Source organism: Ectothiorhodospira sp. PHS-1, assembly GCF_000225005.1.
Taxonomy (GTDB): Bacteria; Pseudomonadota; Gammaproteobacteria; order Ectothiorhodospirales; family Ectothiorhodospiraceae; genus Ectothiorhodospira.
The window spans coordinates 1-25,874 of record NZ_AGBG01000010.1; the positions used below are offsets into that span (position 1 = coordinate 1).

Sequence of the window (25,874 nt, forward strand, 5' to 3'; positions counted from 1 at the left end):
TGTTGAGCCCTGCATTATTTGGTGTGCCATCGGCGCAGATGCCTCCCGCGGGGCTGTTGGGTGTCTCGAAGAAGTTGACGCCGAATGTGATGGTTGCAGCGGGTAGGCCGATCCCGCTGGGATCAAAGGGTGTCAGCGTCAGCGTGGAAGCGATGTCCACTGAAAGCAGTGAGGCTGATCCTGCAAGAATAGGATTGTTGCGGTGGGTGATGGAGACGTTAGGGACCAGTGCGCCGTTGGTATCGACGAGGGTATTGGCCGGTGAGTCCGAGATGATCAGCCCGCTATTACCAGCCGTGGTGGCCGCAGTGCCCCAACTTAGTTCTGTGTCGCTGACAAAATTGACGCCGGCCGGGTTCACGCTGTCTTGGACAAAGACAGTATTGACATCCACCTGCCAGGTAGTGATGGGCGCGGCTTGGGCCGCTCCAGCAAGACCAAAAGCCAAGCCTGCGATGATGACTTTTTCTTTTGATAGTTTCATTGGGAGGGCCCTCGTGACTGTAGGTGTGCTCAACGTCGGGTTTTCCGTGAGCGTCATGGGGAGATATGCAGAAAGTGGGCCGCTTTTTGTTTTTTCTTTATTTTTTAATAAAAATCATTAACTTGTCTGTTTTTTTGGTGTGTTTTTTGAAGTGGGCCGTATTTTCGGGAATGATCTGTTAATTCTTCCGACATCATCACACCAACCCATACTGCCGCAACTTCTTCCTCAACGTCCCCCGGTTCAACCCCAGGTACTGCGCCGCCCGGCTCTGGTTGCCGTCACAGTGCCTGAGCACGGAGGCCAGCAGGGGGCGCTCCACCTCTTCCATCACCAGTCGATAGACGTTGTCCGGCTCGTGGCCGTCCAGGTGGGCGAAGTAGTCGTCCAGGGCCTGGTGCACGGCCTTGGCCAGGGTTTCACTCTCTCCCTTGATCTCGTGAGTCATGCGGCAATTTCCTCGCCTTGGGGGAGCGACTGGAAGTAGCGGGTGATCAGCTGTTGCTGGGTGGCGCGATCCGGGGCGCGCAGGATGCGGGGTCGCCAGTCGGCGACGCCGGGACGGCCGTCCAGGTACCAGCCGATGTGCTTGCGGGCGGTGCGTACTCCCAGGTTCTCTCCGTAGAAATCGTACATATGGCTCAGGTGGGCCTGCAGCAGGGCATGGACCTGGGCCGGGGTGGGATCGGGCAGGTGCTCGCCGTGGGTCAGGTAGTGCTGGATCTGCCGGAACAGCCAGGGACGGCCCTGGGCGCCGCGGCCGATCATGAGGGCGTCGGCGCCGGTGATCTCCAGTACCCGCCGGGCCTGCTCGGGGGTGCGGATGTCGCCGTTGGCGATGATGGGGATGTCCACCGCCTGCCTGACCCGGGCGATGGCCTGGTAGTCCACGGTCCCCTTGAAGCCGCAGGCGCGGGTGCGGCCGTGGACGGTGAGGGCCCGGATGCCGTGATCCCGGGCCAGGCGGGCGATGTCGGGGGCATTGATGTGATCCCGGTCGACGCCCAGGCGGATCTTGAGGGTGACGGGCACCGGCACGGCGGCGACAACGGCCGCCAGGATCCGGGCCACCCGGGGCGGGTCGGCCAGCAGGGCGGCGCCGGCACTGCGGTTGACCACCTTGCGGGCGGGGCAGCCCATGTTGATGTCGATGATCTGGGCACCCAGGTCGACGGCGGCCCGGGCGGCCTCGGCCATCATCTCCGGATCATAGCCGGCGATCTGGACGCTGCGGGGGCCGATCTCGCCGTCCTGGTCCAGGCGCAGGCGGGACTTGGTGGTCCCCCACAGGCTCATGTCCGAGTGGACCATTTCCGACACCGCCAGGCCGGCGCCTTGCTGTCGGCACAGTTGACGGAAGGGGCGGTCGGTGATGCCCGCCATGGGCGCGAGGATCAGTGGCGGGTCGACGGTGTGGGGTCCGATGTGCATGGGTCTTGAGGGGTGTGATGCGGGGCTTGCGCCGAATCGCCCATGATACCCAGTGGGGGGCGGGCTATAAACCCCTGCTCCCGGGCGGCGGGTCAGGGGGCAAGAAAACGGAACCGGTACGACACCGCCGCCGGACCCGGGTCCTCCACGTCCAGGCGGAGTTCCGCCGGCTGTGTCGGCGGCATGAGTCCCTCCGGGGGTTGGACCAGATAGGTCTCGGGAGCAAATCGCCGCGCGGCCACCGGGTTGCCCATGATGTCCATGAAGACCAGTTCCAGAATCGGCCAGGGTTGGGGAAAGTCGGCCCGGTTTTCCAGGCGACCGGTGATCATCAGGGCATCGGGGTGACCGGGGTGGCTGTGGACCTGTCGACCGACCAGATGCAGGGAGGCCGGGTCGGTGCGCGGCGACAGCGGACAGCCCAGCCGGTCGCAGGCCTGGCGTACCCAGGGCTCCAGTTCCGGGTGTGTCAGCAGCCATTCCCGCTGATGGTAGGCCAGTTGCGCCATCAGTCCGAGGATCAGGACCAGGCAGGCCAGGCTCCAGGCCAGGGTGCCGAACACGGATCGAGGGGGGGCATGGACCCTGGCCAGGTCGTCCTTGAGGACGGCCGGGATCATCAGGGGGGCTTCCGGTTCCGGGGCCGGCTCGGGAGGGGTTTCCGGCGGTCCGTCCCCGGTCGTCCGGATGTCGAATACCCGGCGGCAGCTGTCGCATCTCACCCGGCCGCCCCAGGCTTCCCGCTCCGCGTCGGTGACGGGGAATCGGTGCCGGCAATGGGGGCAGCAGGCGAGCATGAAATCAGCTCGTGTCGCTGTGCCGGACGCCTTGCAGCAGGGTCCAGCCGTCCTGCCGGTCGGCCACGCTCATCTCGAACCAGGGCGCATGGGCGGAGGCGACTTCCTCTGCCTGACGGTCCAGCAATCCGGCGAGGATGATGCGCCCCCCGGCCCGGGTGCGTCGGCCCAGGGCCGGGGCCAGGGCGATGAGGGGGCCGGCCAGGATATTGGCCATGGTCAGGTCGAAGCGGATCTCGTCCGGCAGGGCGTCGGGCAATACCGCGTGCAGTCGCTCCGGCGCGATGCCGTTGCGCTCGGCATTCTCCCGAGTGGCGGTCATGGCCTGGGGGTCGATGTCCACGCCCCAGGCATGGCGGGCGCCCAGGGCCAGGGCGCCGATGGCCAGGATGCCGGAGCCGCAGCCGTAATCCAGGACCTCCTGGTCCACGGGGGCGTGGCGGTCCAGCCAGCCCAGGCACATGGCGGTGGTGGGGTGCGTGCCGGTGCCGAAGGCCAGGCCGGGGTCCAGGCGGATGTTGACCGCCCGGGGGTCCGGTGCCTCGTGCCAGGTGGGCACGATCCACAGGCGCTCCCCGAAGCGGATGGGCTTGAAGTCATCCATGCAGGCCCGCACCCAGTCCTGGTCCGGCAGGATCTCGTGGTGGATGCGGGCCGGTTCCAGGCCCAGCGTCCGGGCCAGGGCGGCGGTGAGGCCGGGGATGTCGGCGTCGGCGGCAAACAGTCCGGTCACCAGGGTATCCGGCCACAGGGGGGTTTCCCCCGGCAGGGGTTCCAGCAGGGGGAAGTCCCCGGCATCCCGCAGCATGACCGAGATGGCCCCCAGATCCAGCAGGGCGTCTTCCACGGTGTCGGTCTGCTCGGCCGTGGCCGGAAGGGTGATCTGGATCATCAGCTCTGTGCCTTGAGTTTCTTTTCCAGGTAGTGGATGTCCGTGCCGCCGTTCTGGAAGGCCACGTCGTTGATCAGATCCCGGTGCAGGGGGATGTTGGTCTTGATGCCCTCGATCACGATCTCCGACAGTGCCCCGCGCATGCGGGCCAGGGCGATCTCCCGGGTGGCCCCGTAGCTGATGAGCTTGCCGATCATGGAGTCGTAGTAGGGCGGTACCTTGTAGCCATTATAGATGTGGGTATCCACGCGGATGCCCGGGCCGCCGGGGGCGTGGTACTGGCCGATGGTCCCCGGGGAGGGCATGAAGGTGGCCGGATCTTCCGCGTTGATGCGGCATTCGATGGCGTGGCCCTGTATCTTGACCTGCTCCTGGGTGAAGCTGAGCGGTTCGCCGGCGGCCACCCTGATCTGTTCCCGCACGATGTCGATGCCGGTCACCATCTCGGTCACCGGGTGCTCCACCTGCACGCGGGTGTTCATCTCGATGAAGTAGAACTCCCCGTCCTCGTAAAGGAACTCGAAGGTGCCCGCGCCCCGGTAACCGATCCGACGGCAAGCGTCGGCGCAGCGCTCGCCGATGGCGCGGCGCTGTTCTTCGGTGATGCCGGGGGCCGGGGCCTCCTCGATCACCTTCTGGTGACGGCGCTGCATGGAGCAGTCCCGCTCTCCCAGGCTGACCGCGTGGCCGTGCTCGTCGGCGATCACCTGGATCTCCACGTGCCGGGGGCGCTCCAGATATTTCTCCATGTAGACGGTCGGGTTGTTGAAGGCGGAGGCCGCCTCGTTGCGGGTCAGGGAGATGGCGTTGATGAGGGCGCCGTCGGAGTGCACCACCCGCATGCCGCGGCCGCCGCCGCCGCCGGAGGCCTTGATGATGACCGGGTAGCCGATCTTGCGCGCCAGGGCCAGGTTCTCTTCCGGATCATCCCCCAGGGCGCCGCCGGAACCGGGGACGCAGGGAACGCCGGCGGCGATCATGGCGTCTTTGGCGGAGACCTTGTCACCCATCAGGCGGATGGTGTCGGCCCGGGGGCCGATGAAGACGAAGCCGCTGGATTCCACCCGTTCGGCAAAATCGGCGTTCTCCGACAGAAAACCGTAGCCGGGGTGGATGGCCTCGGCGTCGGTGACCTCGGCGGCGCTGATGATGGCGGGGATGCTGAGATAGCTGTCGATGGAGCGGGCCGGGCCGATACACACCGACTCATCCGCCAGGCGCACGTGCTTGAGATCCCGGTCCGCGTCGGAATGCACCGCCACGGTCTTGATGCCCATCTCGCGACAGGCCCGCAGGATCCGCAGGGCAATCTCACCCCGGTTGGCAATCAGTATCTTGTTGAACATGTGCTTGTCTGGCCCCTGGTCGTCGTTCAGTCGATGATGAACATGGGCTGGCCGTATTCCACCGGCTGACCGTTTTCCACCAGGATGGCCTTGATCACGCCCGCCTTGTCGGCCTCGATCTGGTTGAGCATTTTCATGGCTTCGATGATGCACAGGGTATCACCGGCATTCACCGACTGGCCCACTTCCACGAAGGCGCGGGCGCCGGGGGTGGGGGCGCGATAGAAGGTGCCCACCATGGGAGCGGTGACCTGATGGCCGGAGGGCAGGGCGGGCTTGTCTTCCGCGGCGGGTGCCGGTGCCGGCGCGGCCGGTGCGGCGGCGGGCGCGGCACCGGGGACCATGTACTGCTGGGGCGGCATCATGAAGGCGGTGCCGCTGTTGGGGGCTGCCCGGGTGATGCGGACCGATTCTTCACCTTCCTGGATCTCGATCTCGTTGATGCCGGATTCTTCCAGCAGTTCGATCAGTTTCTTGATTTTTCTGATATCCATGGCGTCTCAGCTTCGGTTGGTCAGTTGCATGGCGGCCTGCAGCGCCAGCGCATACCCGTGGGGGCCCAGGCCGATGATCACACCGGCGGCCACGTCGGACAGGTAGGAGTGGTGGCGGAAGGACTCGCGGGCAAAGGTGTTGGAAAGATGCACTTCAATGAACGGTATGGCCACGCCCAGCAGGGCGTCGCGCAGGGCGATGCTGGTATGGGTGTAGGCGCCCGGATTGATCAGGATGCCGTCCACGCCTTCGTGACGGGCGGCGTGGATGCGGTCGATCAGGGCGTGTTCCGCGTTGGACTGGAAGGCGTCCAGGTCATGGCCGGCCTGTCGGGCCTGTTCGGTCAGGGCCTGGACGATGTCATCCAGGGTCCTGCTGCCGTACACGCCCGGCTCGCGGGTGCCGAGCAGGTTCAGGTTGGGACCGTTGAGCAGCAGGAACTTGGCCATGGGCTTCACAACATCGCGAGGACTGGAAAATGCCGGGCCTTGCGGGGTGAAAACCGCGGTCAGTCGCAGGAAAGATGAATACCCCCAAGGTGCAGGGGATTGTGCCTCATGGCTGGGGTGGTGTCCAGGGTCTGGGCCGGATTATGGGGTTTTTGCCGAAGTTTCCGGCATGTTCTAATAATTTTCCGAGAGGTTTCGTGGGCTCGTCCGGGTTGCGGTGGGTCTTCGTGTGTCGTGGGAGCCGGCTTGCCGGCGAATCGCCGCGCTCGGGATTGCGCCGTCACAGCAGGGGCCGCAGTTCCCGCTCCAGCGTCGCCCGCGTCAGCTCACCCGCATGGATATACCGGATTCGACCCTCCCGGTCCAGCAGCACGCTGTAGGGCAGGCTGCCGAAGCGGTTACCGTAGCGGCGCGCCACTTCCATGGCGGTGTCCTCGCCGATGAGCACCGGAAAATTCACCATGTAGGTGTCCATGAAATCCCGGACCGCCTGGTGCTCGTCAATGGCCACCGCCACGATGGTGAAACCGGCGGCCTCATGCTCTTCCTGCATCTCCACGAAGGTGGGCATCTCCTTGCGGCAGGGGGGGCACCAGGTGGCCCAGAAGTTGACCAGCACCACCTGATTGTCCCATTCGGCGATGGTGCGCTCCCGGCCCTGCATGTCGGGCAGGACAAAGTCGGGACGTTGCTGGCCCAGCATCCCGGACCCGGTGAGCGCGCTGTCGGCCTGCTTGCCGGAGGAGAACAGGCTGAAACCGAAACCGGCGGCGGTGCCGGAGATCAGGGCGAGCGCCAGCAGGACCGGCAGCAGATAACGGCGCGAAGGACCGGATTGCGGTGATGACATGCTCAGGATCTCCCCAGGGCGCGGAGCAGATGGTCGGTGAACTGACGGGCGTTCATGTAGCCTACCACCCGTTCATGGGCCAGTTCCTGTCCCTGTCCGTCATAGAAGACCAGGGCCGGTGGGCCGAACAGGTTGAAGGCCCGCATCAGTTCCCGGTGATCGCCGGTGTTGGCGGTGACGTCGGCCTTGAGCAGGCGGACCCCGGACAGGGCCCGGGCCACGTCGCCGTCCTGGAAGGTGGTGCGCTTCATGCGCACGCAGTCCACGCACCAGTCGGCATAGAAGTCCAGCATCACCGGCTGACCCAGCTCCCGGGCCTGGGCCAGCTCCCGTTCCAGGTCCGCCAGGCTGTCCACCGGGCGGAACGGCAGTTCGGCCTGGACCGCTGCCGAGGTGCCGGTGGTGATGCCGCTCAAGGGCCGCAGCACATCCCGGCCGCCGGAGGCGGCACCGATCATGACCAGAATCCCGTAGATCAGGATCACCAGACCCAGCCCCTTCCACAGCACCCGCCAGCCGCCGGCGTTCTCCGGCAGGGACTTCACCGCGCCCATGTAGACGGCGGAGACGATGAGCAGGGCGGCCCACAGGAACAGGGTGATCTGGGCGGGCACCACCCGCTCCAGCAGCCAGATGCCCATGGCCAGCAGCAGCACGCCGAACACGGCCTTGACGGCGTCCATCCAGGCCCCGGCCCGGGGCAGCAGCTTGCCGGCGGAGGTGCCGATGACGAGCAGGGGCAGGCCCATGCCCATGCTCAGGGAGAACAGGGCCAGGCCGCCGAGTATCGCATCGCCGGTCTGGCTGATGTAGAGCAGGGCGCCCACCAGGGGGGCGGTGACGCAGGGACCGACGATCAGGGCCGACAGAAAGCCCATCACCGCGGCGCCGATGAGGGTGCCGCCCTGCTGCTTGCCGGACAGGGCGGACAGCCGGGTCTGGATGCCGGAGGGCATCTGCAGGTCATAAAAGCCGAACATGGCCATGGCCAGGGCGATGAACACGGCCACGAAGCCGCCGATGATCCAGGGGTTCTGGAAGGCCGCCTGCAGGTTGGCCCCCGCCAGGCCGGCGAATATCCCGGCCACGGTATAGGTCAGCGCCATGGCCAGGACGAAGACCAGGGAGATGAAGAAGGCCTTGCGGGTGGTGAGATCCTTCTGTCCCACGATGATGTTGGACAGGATGGGGATCATGGGCAGCACGCAGGGGGTGAAGGTCAGCAGCAGCCCGAAACCGAAGAACACCAGGGCCACCAGCCAGATGCGTCCATCCGCCAGTTGGGCGGCGATGCGATCCTGTTCCGTCACGGGCGGGCCGCCGGCCGCGGGCCGGGGTTCCAGGGCCTGGGGGCCGCGGATATCGGTGAGATCCAGGCTGACGGTCTGGAAATGGGGGGGGTAGCACACCCCGATGTCGGCACAGCCCTGGGAGCGGGCCTTGAGGGTCAGGGTATCGGGGGCCTCCTCGCCGCGCAGGAGGGGAATGTGGATGCGGATGTCATATCGGTAGGTTTCCACCTGGCCGAAGAATTCGTCTTCCTTGATGACGCCGGCGGGCCGGCGGGGTTCGCCCAGTTCGATGCCCTCGGTCTGCGACTCGAACCGGAACTGGGCACCGTAAAGATAGTAGCCCTCGGCGATGCGCCAGCGGGCCACCACCGTGTCCTCATCCTCCAGGTAGGCATCGAAGGCGAAGGCCTTGTCCGGGGGCAGGAGTTCGTCTCCCATGCCGAACTGGGCCAGGGCGGGGAGGGCGGGCAGCAGTAGTGCCAGAAGCAGCAGGAATCGCAGTGAGCGTCGCATCATGAGTCGGTGTTGTCGTCTATCCAGCGCAGGTAGCCTTCCAGGCCATGGGTGATTGGAACCGCGATGATCTCCGGAAGTTCATAGGGATGCAGGGCCTGCAGGGTCCTCTGCAGGGTGTCGAGGCAATCAGCCCGGGACTTGATGAGCAGGACGTGTTCCGCGTCCTCCTGAACTTCGTCTTCCCAGACATAGACGGAGGTGGCCGCGGGCAGGATGCTGACACAGGCCGCCAGGCGGCGCTTGACCAGTTCACCGGCAATCTCGCGGGCGAGGACGGGGTCGTTGAGGGTGGTGAGGATCAGCAGCTTGTCGCTCATGGGTGGCCCCTTTCAGATCGGAAAAATGTTCGGATATCCCCGCACATCATCAGGGCAAGACCACCACCGCCGTCAACCCGGCCCGCAGCCCGAGCGCCTCCGGCGGTGAAAATACCACCTCCAGCCGGAAACGGGGCAGGGACTCGTCCACCGGTTCCAGCCCCAGCCCCCGCACCCGTCCGGCAAGGCGTCGGTCTCCCACACGCACCTCCACCTCGGTGCCGGGCGAAAGCCTGTCGAGCACGGCGGCCTCCACGTCCGCCACCGCCAGCATGGGCCCGTCCGCCGCCAGGGTCAGCAGCGGCTGTACCCGCAGGGCGTTGTGTACCAATTGGCCGGGAGCGACATGGCGGGCGATCACCCGGGCGTCCATGGGGGCGGTCACCCGGGCATGTTCCAGGTCCAGCCGCACCCGGGTCAGGGCCGCCTGCGCCGCCTGATGTTCCGCCTCGGCCATGCGTCGGGCGATCTCGGCCAGGGCCAGTTCCCGTTCGGCGATGAGGGTGCGGTCGTACATCTCACGGGTTCGATCATGCTCCCGGCGGGCCTCGTCCCGGGCCAGTCGCAGACGGTGTTCCTGGGCGCGGGCCTGTTGTTCCTCCGCCTGCAGGGCACGGGTGTCCATCTCTATCAGAGGCTGGCCCCGGCGCACCCGATCTCCCGGGTTCACCAGCACCCGGGTGATGGTGCCGGAGAGGGGGGTGCCCAGTTCCAGGCGGTCGGCCCAGGCCAGCCGGGCTGGGATCTCCTCGGCCTGGAGTGCCGGTGCCGGTGCCGTGGCCGTCAGCAGGAGCAGGAGCAGGACGACCAGGCCGGGGCGAGTCTTGGGGCGCATCACGAATCCTCCTCCCGCACGGCCGCGGGTGAAAACGGCCCCGGCGCCAGTGGGTCTGCCGTGGCCTGCCCGGTCAGGAGAGCCAGTCGAGCCCAGGCCAGGGCAAGCTGGAACTCCGTGCCGGCGGTGAACAGCATGGCCTCCGATTGCCAGGTCATGGCATCGCCCAGGTCCGTGGCCACTTCCATTTCGTAGAGACTGCGGCTGCGATCCAGATACAGGTCGCGGTAATCCGCCTGCACTCGGGCCTGTTCCCGCTGGATCCCGAGGCGCTGGATCTCCAGCCAGGTCTCCAGCACCGCCTGGCGCAGGGACAGGTCGAAATCCCGCAGGCGGGCGCGGGCCTCGTGCAGGCCGGCCTGTTCCCGGGCTGTGCGGGCGTCCACCCGGCCCCCGTCGTAGAGGGGGATGTCCAGTACCAGCCCCATGGCGAGGGGATTGCGGTCGCCGCCGAACTCCCGCTGCCACCAGGCGGCCTGGGCCTCGGCGCTCAGAGTGGGCCTGCGCTCCGCCCGCTGTGCGCCCACCCGGGCCGTGGCCGACTCCACGGCCAACTGCAGGGACCGGCGCCGGGGGTTGTGTTCCCGGGCCAATGTCCAGAGGGTGTCCACATCGGGCAATTCCTGGTCATTGCCTGCCAGGGCCGGGGTGCGCAGACGTCCGGGCACCTGGTCCGGCCGTCCCAGCAGGGCCGCCAGGCGCTGGCGGGTGATGCGCGTCCGTTGCTGGCTGGCCAGCCGCTGCAGGCGTGCCGTCTGGTAATGGCTTTCCTGGGCCATCAGGGTGATGTCGGAGACCTGTCCCAGCCCGTGGCGCTCCCGCAGGCGGTTGAGTTCGACAAAGGCCACCGCCATGGCCTCGTTGTCCCGGGTGTAGGTCAGGTCCGCCAGCAGCACCTCGAAGAAGCCCTGCATGATCCGCAGGCGGTGATCGGCCAGAACATGATCCTGTTCCCACGTCACGGATTGCACGGCGGATTCCGCGGCGGCCAGGTGATGTCGGGTGCGGCCGAAGTCATGGAGGGTCTTGCGGGCGTGCAGGATGGCCCGGGAGTCGTCATGGTCCTGCATCGGCGCCAGGTCATTGGGCTCCACCCAGCGGGGGTTGAGTTGCAGGCCCAGTTCCAGATCGGTGCGGCTGTTTGCCAGCCGCTGTTCGGCCAGGGCGGTGTCCAGCCCGGCGCGGGCCAGGGCCAGGCGGGGGTGTGCCGGATCGGCCAGGGCCAGTGCAGCCTCCAGGGTCAGGGGTGAGGGCAGGGGGGCGTCGGCCCCGGCCGGGCCGGAGAGACACAGGGCGATCAGCAGGGGCAGGATGCGTCGGCTCATGACCCCCGCGCCTGCTCCTGACGTTCACGCCGGTAACGGCTGAAGGGCTGCTCCCGATAATGGCCCTCGACCACATATTCGCCGAACCAGATGAACTCTTCGGTCCCCGAGGTGGGGCCGGTCAGGCGGGCGATGGGCCGACCGTCGAGGTCGAAGAACTGGAAGACCGGCGTGGCCCGGACCCGGTTCTCCTGAAACGCCCATTCGCTCTGGGTGGTGGGATTGCCCTGGAAGTCCGTGATCTCGATGGCGCCTTCCACGTCCACGGCAAAGGCGACGAAGTGCTTGCGGTAGAAATCCTGGACCTCGGGCTGGTTAAGGACGGTGTCCTTCATGCGGTGGCAGAAGGGGCACTCGTCCATCTCGAAGAAGATCAGTACCGCCTTCTTGCCTGCCTCCCGGGCGGTGTCCAGCTCTTCCTGGAAATCACCGAAGGTGGACTGGAAGAAGTGGTCGTAAGGGTCCCGTTCCATGCCGTGGACGGACAGGCTCCACAGCAGGATCAGCAGGCACAGGCCCGTGCCGAGCCAACGCCCAGGCAGTGATCCGTTAACGCGCATGACTGGCCTCCAGGCTCCATATTTCCAATTGAAATAAGTCAATAACCGTGTTTTACCCAATCCCGGGGGTGGCTGGCAAGTGGATGTTTTCGGATTGAGATCCCGAAAAACGGGAACGGTATGCCTTGAATTCATGGGGATGGGCCGCCAAAGTGGCCCTTCTACCTGTCGGTGTATCCGACGCTTATCCACCACTCATGGATATCGCCATCATGCCCGTCTTTCCCATCCTGTTGTTGCTGTTCTTCACCATCCCCCTGATCGAGATCTTCGTGCTCATCAAGGTGGGGGGGATCATCGGTGTCTGGCCCACCGTCGGCCTGGTCATTCTCACCGCCGTGATCGGTGCCTACCTGCTCAAGCAGCAGGGGATCGCCACCCTGACCCGGGTCCAGCGCAGCATGGATCAGGGGCAGTTGCCGGCCCGGGAACTGGTGGAGGGCTTCTTCCTGGTCATCGGCGGTGCCCTGTTGCTGACGCCCGGCTTCTTCACCGATGCCATCGGCTTTGCCTGCCTGCTCCCGTTCACCCGCCGATTGCTGGCGGCATGGATGATCCGGCGCGGGGTCTTCGCCGCCCATGCCCATGTCCATGCCCAGTATCAGGCCCAGGGCCGGCAGCCGCCGGGGCAGGGTGGCCGTGGACGCACCATCGAAGGGGAATGGGAGCGGGAAGAGCCGGTTCGCCCGGAGGTGGAGTCTCCGGAGCGCAACCGGGACCGGGAGTAGTCAGCCTCTCCCCCTTGACATCCGGAAGTCCGCCCCTATTATTAGCACTCACCAAGGGGGAGTGCTAACAGCCCCTGGGATCAGACACAGTCAATCCAAAACCTGCTTCTAAGGAGTCAAGGCCCATGAATATCCGTCCGTTGCATGATCGGGTGATCATCAAGCGCATGGAAGAAGAGCGCACCAGCCCCGGCGGGATCGTGATCCCCGACAGCGCCACCGAGAAGCCGATCCGCGGCGAAGTGGTTGCCGTGGGCAAGGGCAAGAGCCTGGACAATGGTGATGTGCGCCCGCTGGACCTGAAGGTGGGTGACAAGGTGCTGTTCGGCAAGTACTCCGGCACCGAGGTCAAGGTGGACGGTCAGGAACTCCTCGTGATGCGCGAGGAAGACGTGATGGCCGTCATCGAAGGCTGATCCAGCCCTGCTCCCCACACAGAATACATTTTAGAGGATGAGACAAGTATGAGCGCGAAAGAAGTCCGCTTCGGTGATGACGCCCGTGCCCGCATGGTCAAGGGCGTGAACGTCCTGGCCAATGCCGTGAAGGTCACCCTGGGTCCCAAGGGCCGCAACGTGGTGCTGGAAAAGTCCTTCGGTGCCCCCACCGTGACCAAGGACGGCGTGTCCGTGGCCAAGGAAATCGAACTGGAAGACAAGTTCGAGAACATGGGCGCCCAGATGGTGAAGGAAGTTTCCTCCCAGACTTCCGACGTGGCCGGTGACGGCACCACCACCGCCACTGTGCTGGCCCAGGCCATCGTTCGCGAAGGCATGAAGGCCGTCACCGCCGGCATGAACCCGATGGACCTCAAGCGCGGTGTGGACAAGGCCGTGATCGCCGCTGTGGCTGAACTGGCCAACCTGTCCAAGCCCTGCACCGACAGCAAGGCCATTGCCCAGGTGGGCACCATCTCCGCCAACTCCGACGAGTCCGTGGGCGAGATCATCGCCAGCGCCATGGAGAAGGTGGGTAAGGAAGGCGTGATCACCGTGGAAGAAGGCTCCTCCCTGGAAAACGCCCTGGAAGTGGTGGAAGGCATGCAGTTCGACCGTGGCTACCTGTCTCCCTACTTCGTCAACAACCAGCAGAACATGAGCGCCGAGCTGGATGACTGCTTCGTGCTGCTGTACGACAAGAAGATCTCCAACATCCGCGATCTGCTGCCGGTGCTGGAAGGCGTGGCCAAGTCCGGCAAGCCCCTGCTGATCATCGCCGAAGACGTCGAAGGCGAGGCCCTGGCCACCCTGGTGGTCAACTCCATCCGCGGCATCGTCAAGGTGGCCGCCGTCAAGGCCCCGGGCTTTGGCGACCGTCGCAAGGCCATGCTGCAGGATATCGCCATCCTCACCGGCGGCCAGGTCATCTCCGAAGAAGTGGGCCTGTCCCTGGAGAAGGCCAGCATCGATGACCTGGGCATGGCCAAGCGCATCGTGGTCACCAAGGAAAACACCACCATCATTGATGGCGCCGGCAAGCACGACGAGATCAAGGCCCGCGTGGAGCAGATCCGTGCCCAGATCGAAGACGCCACCTCCGACTACGACAAGGAAAAGCTGCAGGAGCGTGTGGCCAAGCTGGCCGGCGGCGTGGCCGTGATCAAGGTGGGAGCCGCCACCGAAGTGGAAATGAAAGAGAAGAAGGCCCGCGTGGAAGACGCCCTGCACGCCACCCGTGCCGCGGTGGAAGAAGGCGTGGTTCCCGGCGGTGGCGTGGCCCTGATCCGTGCTCTGGAAGCCATGGGCGAGGTCAAGGGTGCCAACCACGATCAGGACATGGGTATCGCCATTGCCAGACGCGCCATGGAAGAGCCCCTGCGCCAGATCGTGGCCAACTGCGGCGAAGAGCCGGCGGTGGTCATGAACCGGGTGCGTGAGCTCAAGGGTAGCCAGGGCTACAACGCCGCCACCGGCGAGTTCGGCGACATGATCGAGATGGGCATCCTGGACCCCACCAAGGTGACCCGTACCGCGCTGCAGAACGCCGCTTCCGTGGCTGGTCTGATCATCACCACCGAAGCCATGGTGGCCGAGCTGCCCAAGAAGAACGAGCCCGCCATGCCGGGCGGCGACATGGGCGGCATGGGCGGCATGGGCATGATGTAAGCCCTGCGGCCTGATTCACCGCAATGACGTGCCGTTTTAGCAACGGCAGCAAAGCCCCGCCTCGTGCGGGGCTTTGTGTTTGGGGTTAGTATTGCGCGTGTGGCGCTGCCACATTTTTCAGCCCTATTTCAGGAGAACATACGACATGCGTAAGACAACTTTTGCCGGCACCCTGGTACTGGCCTCGTCCGTGCTGATGGCCGGGACGCCGGTGGCCCTTGCGGACGTCGGTTATGCCGCGGATCCTCGTGGTAGTGTGGTGCGGGATGGTTCCGGTGAGTGTGTCCGTACGCCCCGCTGGAGCCTGGATCGCGCCATCGAAGGCTGTGCCGGTTACGTGGCTCCCGCGCCGGAGCCTCGCGTCGAGCGTGCTCCGCCCCCCGCCCCGGCGGCACCGGCCCCTGCGCCGGAGCCCGTCTATGAAACCATTACCCTGGGTTCCGAGGTGCTGTTTGCCGTCGGCAGCCACCAGCTCAACCCGGCTGCCGCCACCGAACTGAACCGGGTGGCCGACCGGATCCGTCAGGCCGGTTCCCGCCTGGAGCGGGTGGTGATCAGTGGTCACACCGACAACACCGGTTCCCGGGCACTGAATGATCGTCTTTCCAAGGATCGTGCCGAGTCCGTGAAGCGTTTCATGGTCGAGCGCGGCATCCCGGCCCGTCTGATGGAAACCGCCGGTTATGCCTATGATCGTCCGGTGGCCTACAACACCACCCCGGAAGGCCGCGCCGCCAACCGGCGCGTGGAGATCCGCATCGAGATGACCGAGCGGGTCAACTAAGTCAGAGCGCCTGCAAAAGCCCCTCTCCCCTTGTGGGAGAGGGTTGGGGTGAGGGGAGAACGACCGCCGCGGGAGTTTCCATGTATCCCACTCAGGCATTAATCTGGACGCCGGCCCTTTTCCGGCAAGCCCCATGTCCCGTTCCAGTCATGACCCTTCCCGCACACTGACCCTGCCCATTACCGGCATGGGCTGTGCCGCCTGCGTCACGCGGGTGGAAGATGCCCTGAAACCCCTTCCGGGTGTCGATACCGTCAGCGTCAACCTGGCCACTGAAAAGGCCGCCGTCACCACCTCGACCACGCCCGATGTCGTCGCCCTGGTCCACGCCGTCCGCGAGGCCGGTTATGACGTGGCCGAAGATACCCTGATCCTGGATGTCTCCGGGATGAGCTGCGCCGCCTGCAGCAGCCGGGTGCAGACCCTGCTGGAGCGGACCCCGGGCGTACTGGAGGCCAGGGTCAACCTGGCCACCGGCCAGGCACGGGTGCGAATCCCCGCCGGTGCCCTCTCCGCCGCGGAACTGGCCCGGCGCATCACCCAGGCCGGCTACGAGAGCCGGGTCCACGAGGCCGGGCCGGACCGGGAAGACCGGGAACGGACCGAGCGCAAGCAGACGCTGTCCCGGTTGCGCCGCGCCCTGATCCTGGCGGTCGCCCTGACCCTGCCGATTCTGGTGCTGGACATGGGGGGGCATGTCTTCCCCGCCTTTCATCACATGGTGCATGGGGCGGTGGGTACCCAGACCGTGTATCTGCTGTTCTTCCTGCTGGCCACCGGGGTGCAGTTCGGCCCGGGGCTGCGGTTCTATCGCAAGGGTGGCCCGGCCCTGATCCGGGGGGCGCCGGACATGAACTCCCTGGTCATGCTGGGAACCTCCGCCGCCTATGGCTACTCCGTGGTGGCCACTTTCCTGCCCGGGATCCTGCCGGCGGAGTCGGTGCACGTCTACTACGAGGCCTCCGCGGTGATCATCACTTTAGTGCTGTTGGGGCGGTATCTGGAAGCCCGCGCCAAGGGCGCCACGTCCGAGGCCATCCGCACGCTCATGGGCCTGCGTCCCCGCACCGCCCGGGTGTGGCGCGACGGCGACTGGACCGAGGTGGACGTGGATCAGGTCCTGCCCGGTGACCGGGTTCAGGTGCGGCCGGGGGAGCGCATCCCGGTGGACGGGGTGGTGGAGGAAGGCCGGTCCTGGGTGGATGAGTCCATGATCACCGGCGAACCGGTACCGGTGGACAAGCCGGTCGGTGCCGCCCTGGTGGGCGGCACCATCAACGGCCAGGGCGCCATGACCCTGAAGGCGCAGCGGGTGGGTTCGGACACCGTGCTGGCCCAGATCATCCGCATGGTGGAGTCCGCCCAGGCCGCCCGGCTCCCGATCCAGAATCTGGTGGACCAGGTGACCCGGTATTTCGTCCCGGCGGTGATGGGGATCGCCCTGGTCACGTTCCTGGTCTGGTTCTTCTTCGGTCCCGCGCCGGCACTCACCCTGGCCCTGGTGAATGCGGTGGCGGTGCTTATCATCGCCTGCCCCTGCGCCATGGGGCTGGCCACCCCCACCTCGATCATGGTGGGTACCGGAAAGGGGGCGGAGATGGGGGTGCTGTTCCGGGGCGGTGATGCCCTGCAGTCCCTGCGGGATGTGCAGGTGGTGGCCCTGGACAAGACCGGCACCCTGACCCGGGGGCGCCCCGAGCTGACCGGGGTCTCGGTGCTGGGGGAGCGGGATGAGAGCGAGGTCCTGACCCTGGCGGCGGCCCTGGAGGCCCGCTCGGAGCATCCCCTGGCCCAGGCTGTGGTGCGTGGTGCCCGGGAGCGGGGGTTGACCCTGCCTGAGGTGGAGCGATTCGAGTCCCTGACCGGACGCGGACTCCAGGGCCGGGTGGAAGGGCATGAACTGATCATCGGTTCGCCCCGTTTCCTGGCCGAAGCGGGCGTTGACCTGGGAGACGCCCAGGAAGCCGTGGCAAGGCTGGCGGGGCAGGGGAGTACCCCCGTGCTGGTGGCGGTTGACCACCGACCGGCGGCCCTGCTGGGGATCTCCGACCCGCCCAAGCCGTCGTCGGCCGCGGCCGTGTCCCGTCTCAAGTCCCTGGGACTCAAGGTGGTGATGATCACCGGCGACGATGAGCGCACGGCCCGGGCGGTGGCCCGGCAGCTGGGCATTGACGAGGTGGTGGCCCAGGTGCTGCCGGAGGGCAAGGTGGACGCGGTCCAGCGTCTGCGGGCCTCCGGGGACAAGGTGGCCTTCGTCGGCGACGGCATCAATGATGCGCCGGCCCTGGCGGCGGCGGACGTGGGTCTGGCCATCGGTTCCGGTACGGACGTGGCCATGGAATCGGCCGGGGTGGTGCTGATGTCCGACGATCTGCGCCAGGTGGCCCATGCCATCGCCCTGTCCCGGGCCACCATCCGCAATATCAAGCAGAACCTGTTCTGGGCCTTTGCCTACAACGCCACCCTGTTGCCGGTGGCGGCCGGCGTGCTCTACCCGTTCTTCGGGCTGTTGCTGTCGCCGGTCTTTGCGGCGGCGGCCATGTCCCTGTCGTCGGTCTCGGTGCTGACCAATGCGCTGCGACTCAAGCGCTTTGCCCCGGCGGAATAAATTTTCAAAAATCGGTTGACATGATAATGAGAAAGATTATTATTTAAGGCGTGTGTCGCATTTCTCCTCTTCTCGCACGCTTGGGGCCGGATATCCGGCCCTTTTTTTGTGCGGTGCATTGCCTTCTCCATGCTGTCATCCCCCCTGTTCCTCTCATCAATGGCCCATGCAACAGATTATTAAGCTCATGCCTTTTTTTAATAAGGCTGATAAAGTTTATGCATGGACCTCACTAACCAAATCATCTTCTTCGGCAGCCTCATCCTGTTGGGCAGCGTCCTCTCCAGCGTCATCACGCGACGCCTGGGAGTCCCCCTGCTGCTGGTGTTCCTATTCATCGGGATGCTCCTGGGGGAGCAGGGTCCGGGCGGGATCGAGTTCGAAGATATCCAGATGGCCCACCTGTTCGGCAGCCTGGCCCTGGCCATCATTCTCTTCGACGGCGGCATGCGCACGCCCATCGACAGCTTCCGGGTGGGGCTGCGCCCGGCCCTGGGATTGGCCACCATCGGCGTGATCATCACCGCCGGCATCACCGGCGCCTTCGCCGCCTGGTGGCTGGAGATCAACTGGATGCTGGGCTTCCTGCTGGGGGCCATCGTCGGTTCCACCGATGCCGCCGCCGTCTTTTCCCTGCTCCATTCCCGGGGGCTTGAGCTGAAGCAGCGCGTGGGCTCCACCCTGGAGATCGAGTCCGGCTCCAACGACCCCATGGCCATCTTTCTCACCATCGTGCTCATCGAACTGCTGGTGGGCGGCCACGGCAACATGGGGCTCACCGTGTTGTGGGAATTCATTCGCCAGATGGGGCTGGGCGCCCTGGTGGGCATCCTCGGCGGCCTGGGACTGGTCTGGCTCATCAACCGGCTGGAGATCTCCCAGGGTTTCTATCCCCTGGTGGCCCTGGCCGGAGGACTGTCCATCTTCGGTCTGGCCTCGGTGCTGCAGGGCAGCGGATTCCTGGCCATCTATCTGGCAGGCCTGGTGGTGGGCAACCGACCCATGCAGGCCGCCCAGTACGTGAACCGTTTCCACGATGGGATCGCCAGCCTGGCCCAGATCGGCATGTTCCTGATGCTGGGGCTATTGGTGACACCCTCGGAGCTGATGCCCGTGGCTGTGGATGCCCTGCTGATCGCCGCCGTGCTGATCCTGGTGGCCCGGCCCCTGGCGGTGTGGCTGTGTCTTTTGCCCTTCAACTTTCCCTGGCGGGAGCAGGTCTTCGTCGGCTGGGTGGGTCTGCGGGGGGCCGTGCCCATCATCCTGGCCCTGTTCCCCCTGCTGGCGGGCATCGAGGCGGCGGGGATGCTGTTCAACATCGTCTTCTTCGTGGTCATCATTTCGTTGATGGTCCAGGGCTGGACCATCACGCCGGTGGCCCGCTGGCTGCGGCTGGAAGTGCCGCCCACCACCCATATGGTGCAGCGGGTGGAGTTGGATATCCCCGGTCAACAGGAGCTGGAACTGGTGGCTTACCGGCTGGCGGAGAATACCCCGGTGGTCCGGGAAAAATGGACCAGCTTCACCCTGCCGCGCAGCGTGCGGGTGGTGGCCCATGTCCGCGACAAGGTCATCCTGGAAACCCTGGACATGCTGGACCTGCGGGCGGGGGATTACCTCTACCTGCTGGCCTCCCCCGATGACCTGAAGGTGCTGGATCGCCTGTTCGTGGCCAGTTCGGCGCCGGAACGCCTGTCCGAACGCAAGTTCTTCGGTGAGTTCGTGCTCAACGGCTACGCCAAGGTGGAGGATCTGTCCCTGATCTACGGTCTCAAGCTGCCTGAATCCGCCAAGGGCATGACCCTGGAGGAATTCATCCTGGATCGCCTGAACACCCAGCCGGTGGTGGGGGACCGGCTGCAGTGCGGCGAGGTGGAACTGGTGGTGCGGGAGATGGCGGCGGACAGGATCGCCCGGGTGGGTCTCAAACTCAGCCGTTGAACACTTCGGATACCTTTACCCCAGCAGGGACTTGAGGTTGTTCAGGTGGGCCTTCCCCGTCAACCGGACTTCTTCCGGATCCGGGGGGCGGGCGTCGGGCCATTCCAGGTGTTCCTCGGGCAGTTCCCCCAGGAAGCGGCTGGGTTCGCACTCCACCGTCTCGCCGAAACGGGTGCGTCGGCAGGCATAGGTCAGGGTCAGGGCCTTCCTGGCCCGGGTGATGCCCACGTAGGCCAGGCGACGTTCCTCCTCCAGGGTGTCTTCCTCCAGGCTGACCCGATGGGGCAGCAGTTCCTCCTCCATGCCCACCAGAAAGACGCAGGGAAACTCCAGCCCCTTGGCGGCATGCAGGGTCATCAGATGCACCCCGTCGGCCTCGGTCTCGCCGCCGGCCCGGTCCAGGATGTCCATCAGGGTCATGTGAGCGACGATTTCCCCGATGTTCTTGCCGTCGCCGGTCCCTTCCTTGGCCAGGCGTCCCATCCAGTCCAGCACTTCCTGCACGTTTTCCATGCGTTTCGAGGCCGCCTTGGGGGTGGCGCTCTGGTCCAGCAGCCAGGTTTCGTAGTTCATCTCCTCCACCAGGCTTTTGGCGACGGCGGCGGGGTCGCCGGTGGTCGCGGCCCGGGACTTGTCCTGCAGCCACTGGGCAAAGGCCTGCAGCCGCTCCGCCGCCCGGGCGGACAGGGTCTCCGTCAGGCCGAACTCGAAACAGGCGGTGAACAGGCTGACATGGCGGCGACCGGCATACTCTCCCAGTTTTTCCAGCGTGGCGGCACCGATCTCCCGTCGCGGCACATTGACGATGCGCAGAAAGGCGCTGTCGTCGTCGGGGTTGGCCAGCAGACGCAGGTAGGCCAGGATGTCCTTGACTTCCGCCTTCTCGAAGAAGGACTGGCCGCCGCTGACCTTGTAGGGAATGTTGTTTTCCCGCAGCAGTTTTTCAAATACCCGGGCCTGGTGGTTGCCCCGATAGAGGATGGCGTAGTCCTTGAATTCCAGGCGGTGCTTGAATCGATGCTTCATGATCTCGGACACCACCCGGGTTGCCTCGTGGTCCGCGTCCTTGCAGGGCAGCACCCGGATGGGATCGCCCTGGCCCAGGCCGCTCCACAGGCGCTTTTCAAACACATGGGGATTATTGGCGATCAGGTGGTTGGCGGTCTGCAGGATGCGGTTGGTGGAGCGGTAGTTTTGCTCCAGCTTGATGATCTTCAGGTGAGGGTAGTCCTGTTGCAGGGCCACCAGATTCTCGGGCCGGGCACCGCGCCAGGAGTAGATGGACTGGTCGTCGTCCCCTACCGCGGTGAGTCCCGCGTCCACGTCCACCAGCAGGCGGACCAGACGGTACTGGCAGGTATTGGTATCCTGATACTCGTCCACCAGCAGGTGGCGCAGGCGATGACGCCACCGCTCGCGCACTTCCGGATTCTCTTCCAGCAGGCGCACGGGCAGCACGATCAGATCATCGAAGTCCACGGCGTTGTAGGCCTTGAGCGCCCGCTGGTAGGCGGCATACAGGCGGGCCTGAGCGGCCTCCAGGTCATCCTCGGCGTGGGACAGGGCCTGTTCCGGGGTGAGCAGGTCGTTCTTCCAGCGGCTGATGCGATGGCGGGCGGATTCGGCCTCCACGGCATCGTCGTCCCGGTGGGTGAGTTGCTTGAGCAGGGACAGGGCGTCGGCGGCGTCGAAGATGGAAAATCCCGCCTTGTAGCCCAGGGTCTTGATCTCCTTGCGAATGAAGTCCAGGCCCAGGGTATGGAAGGTGGAGACCGTCAGGCCCTGGCTTTCCTCCCGGGACAGCAGCTTGCCGGCCCGGGCCTTCATCTCCCGGGCGGCCTTGTTGGTGAAGGTGATGGCGGCGATCCGCTTGGGGGAAAGCCCCTGATGACGGATCAGGTGGGCGATCTTTTCCGTGATCACCCGGGTCTTGCCGCTGCCGGCACCGGCCAGCACCAGCAAGGGGCCATCCACGTACTCGATGGCGGCGCGTTGTTGCGGGTTGAGGGTGTCCATGGCGACGGGGGTGTGGGGCGGGGCGGCATTTTATCAAATTATCAGGACTTCAAGGCTTTCAGGGCTTTTATGGACATCGACACCACCGGCTGGCTGGACATCGCAACACGGGTGCCTTCCCCCAATCAGGATGCGCGTCCGCCGGGGATGACGCCGGAACTCATCGTCATCCACGCCATCAGCCTGCCGCCGGGGGAGTTCGGAGGACCCTGGATCGACCGGCTGTTCACCAATGCCCTGCCGCCGGAGGGGCATCCCTTCTTCGCCCGGATCCAGGGGCTCAGGGTCTCCGCCCATGTCCTGATCCGGCGCGATGGTGAAATGGTGCAGTATGTCCCTTTTCTCCAGCGGGCCTGGCATGCGGGGGTGTCCTGCTTTCAGGGGCGGGAACGCTGCAATGACTTTTCCATCGGCATCGAACTGGAAGGCAGTGATGTTCATCCCTTTACCGGTGCCCAGTATGAGCGGCTGGCCCGACTCATCACCGTCCTGAAAAAGACCTATACCGGCCTGGCCGATGCCCCGGTGGTGGGTCATTCCGATATCGCTCCGGGCCGAAAGACTGATCCAGGACCTTGTTTTGAATGGTCCAGGTTGCAAGTATTGTCGGATGCCTGACCTCCGGACATGGGAAGTTCTGAATGCGTCATTCCCGCGCAAGCGGGAATCCATCGCGGACTGGATGTTCTGGACTCCCGCTATCGCGGAAGTGACGGCAAATGTCGGGAGTGAGGGCATTTGCCGGGTGCGACAACAGATGGGCGCATTCAGAACTTTTTAAAAGTAAATCCAAGTTTTTTGCTTGGACAAAATCATGTGATTTCGTACTGAATCCGGTAGCGCCGAAACTTGCAAGCAGGATTTTGAGCAACGAAACTTTAGTCACCTTTTCAAACCCGGGAAGCCCGCCATGTCACTGTTCATCATACTTGTCACACTATTTGTGGAACGCTTCACGAATGCCGTCGAAAACCTGAGGCACTTCTCCTGGCTGGATCGATATACCAGCCTGGTACGAGGACGTTGCGAAGGGTTCGGTCTTGGCGGCACACCGACACTGGTCATCACCGTGGCCATCCCGCTGGTGGTGCTGGTCATTCTCATGCAGCTTGTCGGCGGGATCCTGGGTGGCCTGGTGGGCGTGCTCATCGCCCTGGCCGTGCTGCTGCTGAGCATCGGGCCCCGCAACCTGGGCAAGGAAGTGGACGCCTTCCTGGAGGCCGGTGCCATGAAGGACGAGGAGCGGGAGATGAAGCATGCCCGCAACCTGCTGGGAGATCAGGTCCCGGATGATGCCGCCGAGCGCGCCCGGGCCGTCCTGCAGACAATGCTCACCGGCAGCAACGGCAGTCTCTTTGCCGTGCTGTTCTGGTTTGTGGTGCTGGGGCCCGTGGGTGCCCTGCTGTATCGTCTGGCCAACCTGATGCGCGCACCCCAGGGGGCGGAGCCGGACGGCTTCCAGCAGACCGCCACCCAGTTGCAGGGATTGCTGGACTGGATTCCCGCCCGTCTGGTGGCCCTGTTCTACGCCCTGACCGGCAGCTTCGACCGGGCCTTCCCCGTGCTGCGTGCCGGCATTCTGGGCAGCTGGGGCAACATGGCGGCCGAGAACGAGGCCCTGTTGCGGGATGCCGGTTGCGAGGCCATCCAGCTCACCGAGGAAGAACTCAAGGCGCCCCTGGAGGCCCGTTCCGCGGTGGAGCGTGCTTCCAGTCTGGTATTTCGCAGCGTGATCGCCTTCGTGGCCATTCTGGCGCTGCTCACCATCGTCGGGGTGAGCGGCTAGCGCCTCGTCGTTTCGATGGCCCTGCCGGTGCCCCATGGCCCGGCAGGGCAGGATTTTCCCCCATGATCTGTATCGACCTTTTGCGCCATGGTGAACCGGCCGGCGGCGAACGCTACCGGGGCAGCGGCGTGGATGACCCCCTGAGCGAGCAGGGCCTGGAGCAGATGTGGCGGGCCGTGGGCGGCTGCGCCCCGGCCTCGGGTCCCTGGAGCCGGATCATCAGTTCCCCCATGCGTCGCTGCCTGGATTTCGCGGTGCCGCTGTCCCATGCCCTGAATCTGCCGCTCACCCAGGTGCCGGATCTGCGGGAAGTGGGGTTCGGCAGCTGGGAGGGGCGTACCCCGACGGAGCTTCGGCAAAACAGCCCGGAGGCGTTCCTCGCCTTCTTCCGTGATCCCATGCGGGCCCGCCCCCGGGGCGCCGAGCCACTGAAAGACTTTCGCCGACGGGTCGATGGGGCGCTGGATGACCTGATCCGCCGGCATGAGGATGAACATCTGCTGGTGGTGACCCACGCGGGGGTGATCCGGGCGGCGGTCTGTGGCGCGCTGGAGGTGCCCACCGAGGCCATGTACCGCATCAAGATTGCCTATGCGGGCGTGACCCGTCTGCGGCGGGATGACCGGGGCATGATGCTGGAATTCGTCAATCGCCGGCATCTGGCCGACTCCGCTTGATCGCAGCCCCCGCGGCTCATGCTAACCTTGCGCCCTTTCCATCACTGCCGGGAGCTGCCATGACCCCATTCCTGAAGACCGCCATCGACGCCGCCCTGAGTGCCCAGGACGTGATCCAGCGCTACTATCGTCAGGATGTGGCGGTGGAGATCAAGCCGGACCAGACGCCGGTGACGGTGGCCGATCTGGAATCGGAAAAGGCCATCAAGTCCATCATCGCCGCCGCCTTTCCCGACCATGGCATCTATGGCGAGGAAACCGGGCAGGAGCGCATGGATTCGGACTGCCTGTGGCTCATCGACCCCATCGACGGCACCAAGAGCTTCGTGCGTCGCTATCCCTTCTTCTCCACCCAGATCGCCCTGCGCCGTGACGGCGAACTGGTGGCCGGTGTCTCCAATGCCCCCGAGTTCGAGGAGATGGCCTATGCGGAAACGGGCGGCGGTGCCTTCCTGGCCGGGGAGGCCATCCGGGTGAGCGATATTCGCACCCTGGAGGCGGCCACCCTGTCCATCGGCAACGTCAAGACCCTGGCCGGTGGTCCCGGCTGGCAGGGTCTGGCCCAGATCGTCCAGCGGGTGAACCGGACCCGGGGTTATGGGGATTTCTACCACTACCATCTGCTGGCCTCCGGGCGTATCGATCTGGTGGTGGAATCGGACGTCAATATCCTGGATATTGCGGCATTGGCGGTGATTGTGCGTGAAGCGGGTGGAATCTTCACCGATCTTCAGGGCGGCCCCCTGACCCTGGAAACCACCAGCGTGCTGGCGGCGGCCACCCCGGAGCTGCATGCCGAGGCCCTGACGCTGCTCAACCCGTAAGAAAGCCGGGCCTGCGACCCAATGTCTGCCGGGGTGCGCGGCTCAGGCGCCTTCAGGGGGTGACGGGTGTCCAGATGCCGTTGATCAGTCTTTCCCCCGGCTGGAAGCGGTTCTTGTAGGCCATCTTGGGGCTTTGGGCATTCCAGTAGCCCAGATAGACATGGGTCAGGCCTTCCTCCCGCGCCTGCCGGATCTGCCACAGGATCGCCAGGGTACCCAGGCTGCGTGCCTGGGCCGCCGGGTCAAAGAAGGTGTATACCGCCGACAGGGCATCCGGCAGCCGGTCGACCACCGCAACACCCAGCAGGGAATCCTCTTCCCTGAACTCCACCAGCCAGGTGCGGCACCAGCGACTGGTCACGAATCCCAGGTAGCTTTCCGGCGTGGGGTCGTCCATGCCGCCGCCCCGGTGGCGGTGGTTCACGTAGGCCGTGTACAGGCGGTAATGGGCCGGATCAAACCTCGCTTCCCGGATCGTGACCGACAGCCCGGCGTTACGCTTGAGCACCCGGCGCTGACTACGATCCGGCGTGAATGTCGCCACCGGTATCCGATAGGGCACACAGGCTCGACACTGTGGGCATTGATGCCGGTACACATGACTGCCGCTGCGACGAAATCCGTGCTGAAGCAGTTCCCCGTAGACGGCCACGCTCATCGGTCCGCCCGGATCGGCAAACAGGCTCACCATCTTCCTGTTTTCCAGATAAGGACAGGTATCCGGCGCCGTGGCGTAGAAGATCAGGGATTCATGTCGGGACACGGTGTGAGTCCGGATCCTTTGGCCAGTGAGAAGGTAAAAAAAGGGCCGCCAGG

26 protein-coding genes are annotated in these 25,874 nt (G+C 65.3%); 10 read left to right on the top strand and 16 right to left on the bottom strand.

Features of this window, described 5'->3' with window-relative positions:
* The 14 genes from ECTPHS_RS05935 to ECTPHS_RS06000 form a co-directional block, all read right to left on the bottom strand.
* Nucleotides 1–484, bottom strand: a 484-nt coding sequence (locus tag ECTPHS_RS05935) for a THxN family PEP-CTERM protein (RefSeq protein ID WP_008931791.1), incomplete at its 3' end; no start/stop codon positions are given.
* Nucleotides 485–680: 196 nt separating this feature from the next.
* A complete protein-coding gene (gene fis / locus ECTPHS_RS05940) occupies nucleotides 681–932 on the bottom strand; it encodes a DNA-binding transcriptional regulator Fis (RefSeq protein WP_008931792.1) in 252 nt (83 codons plus the stop codon).
* Nucleotides 929–1,915 (bottom strand): tRNA dihydrouridine synthase DusB, encoded by a 987-nt coding sequence (gene dusB / locus ECTPHS_RS05945; protein ID WP_040405288.1) that lies wholly within the window; start codon nucleotides 1,913–1,915, stop codon nucleotides 929–931. Before dusB ends, fis begins: the two co-directional genes overlap by 4 nt.
* 92 nt (nucleotides 1,916–2,007) lie before the next feature.
* Nucleotides 2,008–2,712: a zinc-ribbon and DUF3426 domain-containing protein gene (locus ECTPHS_RS05950; protein ID WP_008931794.1), complete on the bottom strand. Its 705-nt coding sequence runs from the start codon at nucleotides 2,710–2,712 to the stop codon at nucleotides 2,008–2,010.
* A gap of 4 nt (nucleotides 2,713–2,716) precedes the next feature.
* A complete protein-coding gene (prmA, locus tag ECTPHS_RS05955) occupies nucleotides 2,717–3,604 on the bottom strand; it encodes a 50S ribosomal protein L11 methyltransferase (RefSeq protein ID WP_008931795.1) in 888 nt (295 codons plus the stop codon).
* Entirely contained in the window at nucleotides 3,604–4,950 is a 1,347-nt protein-coding gene (gene accC / locus ECTPHS_RS05960) for an acetyl-CoA carboxylase biotin carboxylase subunit (protein ID WP_008931796.1), read from the bottom strand. The genes prmA and accC overlap by 1 nt, the downstream gene beginning before the upstream one ends.
* Nucleotides 4,951–4,976: 26 nt before the next feature.
* Nucleotides 4,977–5,444: an acetyl-CoA carboxylase biotin carboxyl carrier protein gene (gene accB / locus ECTPHS_RS05965; RefSeq protein ID WP_008931797.1), complete on the bottom strand. Its 468-nt coding sequence runs from the start codon at nucleotides 5,442–5,444 to the stop codon at nucleotides 4,977–4,979.
* A gap of 6 nt (nucleotides 5,445–5,450) precedes the next feature.
* The gene (gene aroQ / locus ECTPHS_RS05970; protein WP_008931798.1) at nucleotides 5,451–5,894 is read right to left on the bottom strand and encodes a type II 3-dehydroquinate dehydratase; all 444 of its coding nucleotides are present in this window, start codon (nucleotides 5,892–5,894) and stop codon (nucleotides 5,451–5,453) included.
* 280 nt (nucleotides 5,895–6,174) lie between these two features.
* The gene (locus ECTPHS_RS05975; protein ID WP_008931799.1) at nucleotides 6,175–6,744 is read right to left on the bottom strand and encodes a TlpA disulfide reductase family protein; all 570 of its coding nucleotides are present in this window, start codon (nucleotides 6,742–6,744) and stop codon (nucleotides 6,175–6,177) included.
* A 2-nt stretch (nucleotides 6,745–6,746) separates the two neighbouring features.
* Entirely contained in the window at nucleotides 6,747–8,552 is a 1,806-nt protein-coding gene (locus tag ECTPHS_RS05980) for a protein-disulfide reductase DsbD (protein ID WP_008931800.1), read from the bottom strand.
* Nucleotides 8,549–8,869, bottom strand: a complete 321-nt coding sequence (gene cutA / locus ECTPHS_RS05985) for a divalent-cation tolerance protein CutA (protein ID WP_008931801.1) — start codon at nucleotides 8,867–8,869, stop codon at nucleotides 8,549–8,551. The genes ECTPHS_RS05980 and cutA overlap by 4 nt, the downstream gene beginning before the upstream one ends.
* Nucleotides 8,870–8,918: 49 nt before the next feature.
* The gene (locus ECTPHS_RS05990) at nucleotides 8,919–9,704 is read right to left on the bottom strand and encodes an efflux RND transporter periplasmic adaptor subunit (protein ID WP_008931802.1); all 786 of its coding nucleotides are present in this window, start codon (nucleotides 9,702–9,704) and stop codon (nucleotides 8,919–8,921) included.
* The gene (locus tag ECTPHS_RS05995) at nucleotides 9,704–11,029 is read right to left on the bottom strand and encodes a TolC family protein (RefSeq protein ID WP_008931803.1); all 1,326 of its coding nucleotides are present in this window, start codon (nucleotides 11,027–11,029) and stop codon (nucleotides 9,704–9,706) included. Before ECTPHS_RS05995 ends, ECTPHS_RS05990 begins: the two co-directional genes overlap by 1 nt.
* Entirely contained in the window at nucleotides 11,026–11,589 is a 564-nt protein-coding gene (locus tag ECTPHS_RS06000; RefSeq protein WP_008931804.1) for a thioredoxin family protein, read from the bottom strand. Before ECTPHS_RS06000 ends, ECTPHS_RS05995 begins: the two co-directional genes overlap by 4 nt.
* A gap of 212 nt (nucleotides 11,590–11,801) precedes the next feature.
* Here ECTPHS_RS06000 and ECTPHS_RS06005 point away from each other — a divergent pair, with 212 nt between their 5' ends.
* The 6 genes from ECTPHS_RS06005 (at nucleotide 11,802) to ECTPHS_RS06030 (ending at nucleotide 19,755) form a co-directional block, all read left to right on the top strand.
* Nucleotides 11,802–12,317, top strand: a complete 516-nt coding sequence (locus ECTPHS_RS06005; RefSeq protein ID WP_040405303.1) for an FxsA family protein — start codon at nucleotides 11,802–11,804, stop codon at nucleotides 12,315–12,317.
* A gap of 125 nt (nucleotides 12,318–12,442) precedes the next feature.
* Nucleotides 12,443–12,733, top strand: a complete 291-nt coding sequence (groES, locus tag ECTPHS_RS06010) for a co-chaperone GroES (protein WP_008931806.1) — start codon at nucleotides 12,443–12,445, stop codon at nucleotides 12,731–12,733.
* Between the two features lie 48 nt (nucleotides 12,734–12,781).
* Complete coding sequence (groL, locus tag ECTPHS_RS06015) at nucleotides 12,782–14,422, top strand: chaperonin GroEL (RefSeq protein ID WP_008931807.1); 1,641 nt, start codon at nucleotides 12,782–12,784, stop codon at nucleotides 14,420–14,422.
* A 145-nt stretch (nucleotides 14,423–14,567) separates the two neighbouring features.
* Entirely contained in the window at nucleotides 14,568–15,206 is a 639-nt protein-coding gene (locus ECTPHS_RS06020) for an OmpA family protein (RefSeq protein WP_008931808.1), read from the top strand.
* 133 nt (nucleotides 15,207–15,339) lie between these two features.
* The gene (locus tag ECTPHS_RS06025; protein ID WP_008931809.1) at nucleotides 15,340–17,814 is read left to right on the top strand and encodes a heavy metal translocating P-type ATPase; all 2,475 of its coding nucleotides are present in this window, start codon (nucleotides 15,340–15,342) and stop codon (nucleotides 17,812–17,814) included.
* A 222-nt stretch (nucleotides 17,815–18,036) separates the two neighbouring features.
* A complete protein-coding gene (locus tag ECTPHS_RS06030; RefSeq protein ID WP_008931810.1) occupies nucleotides 18,037–19,755 on the top strand; it encodes a potassium/proton antiporter in 1,719 nt (572 codons plus the stop codon).
* A 15-nt stretch (nucleotides 19,756–19,770) separates the two neighbouring features.
* On the opposite strand, the gene rep is transcribed toward ECTPHS_RS06030, so the two are convergent.
* The gene (gene rep / locus ECTPHS_RS06035) at nucleotides 19,771–21,771 is read right to left on the bottom strand and encodes a DNA helicase Rep (protein WP_008931811.1); all 2,001 of its coding nucleotides are present in this window, start codon (nucleotides 21,769–21,771) and stop codon (nucleotides 19,771–19,773) included.
* Nucleotides 21,772–21,840: 69 nt separating this feature from the next.
* On the opposite strand from rep, the gene ampD reads away from it, so the two are divergent.
* The 4 genes from ampD (at nucleotide 21,841) to ECTPHS_RS06055 (ending at nucleotide 25,058) form a co-directional block, all read left to right on the top strand.
* Nucleotides 21,841–22,389 carry a 1,6-anhydro-N-acetylmuramyl-L-alanine amidase AmpD gene (gene ampD, locus ECTPHS_RS06040; protein WP_008931812.1) on the top strand — a complete coding sequence of 183 codons (549 nt, stop codon included), beginning with the start codon at nucleotides 21,841–21,843 and terminating at the stop codon, nucleotides 22,387–22,389.
* Nucleotides 22,390–22,681: 292 nt separating this feature from the next.
* Nucleotides 22,682–23,557 (top strand): regulatory signaling modulator protein AmpE, encoded by an 876-nt coding sequence (ampE, locus tag ECTPHS_RS06045; RefSeq protein ID WP_008931813.1) that lies wholly within the window; start codon nucleotides 22,682–22,684, stop codon nucleotides 23,555–23,557.
* Between the two features lie 65 nt (nucleotides 23,558–23,622).
* Nucleotides 23,623–24,234 carry a histidine phosphatase family protein gene (locus tag ECTPHS_RS06050; RefSeq protein ID WP_040405306.1) on the top strand — a complete coding sequence of 204 codons (612 nt, stop codon included), beginning with the start codon at nucleotides 23,623–23,625 and terminating at the stop codon, nucleotides 24,232–24,234.
* 59 nt (nucleotides 24,235–24,293) lie between these two features.
* Nucleotides 24,294–25,058 (top strand): inositol monophosphatase family protein, encoded by a 765-nt coding sequence (locus tag ECTPHS_RS06055; RefSeq protein ID WP_008931815.1) that lies wholly within the window; start codon nucleotides 24,294–24,296, stop codon nucleotides 25,056–25,058.
* A 52-nt stretch (nucleotides 25,059–25,110) separates the two neighbouring features.
* Here the strand turns inward: ECTPHS_RS06055 and ECTPHS_RS06060 are convergent, their stop codons facing one another.
* The gene (locus ECTPHS_RS06060) at nucleotides 25,111–25,821 is read right to left on the bottom strand and encodes an arginyltransferase (RefSeq protein ID WP_008931816.1); all 711 of its coding nucleotides are present in this window, start codon (nucleotides 25,819–25,821) and stop codon (nucleotides 25,111–25,113) included.
* Nucleotides 25,822–25,874 lie beyond the last annotated feature (53 nt).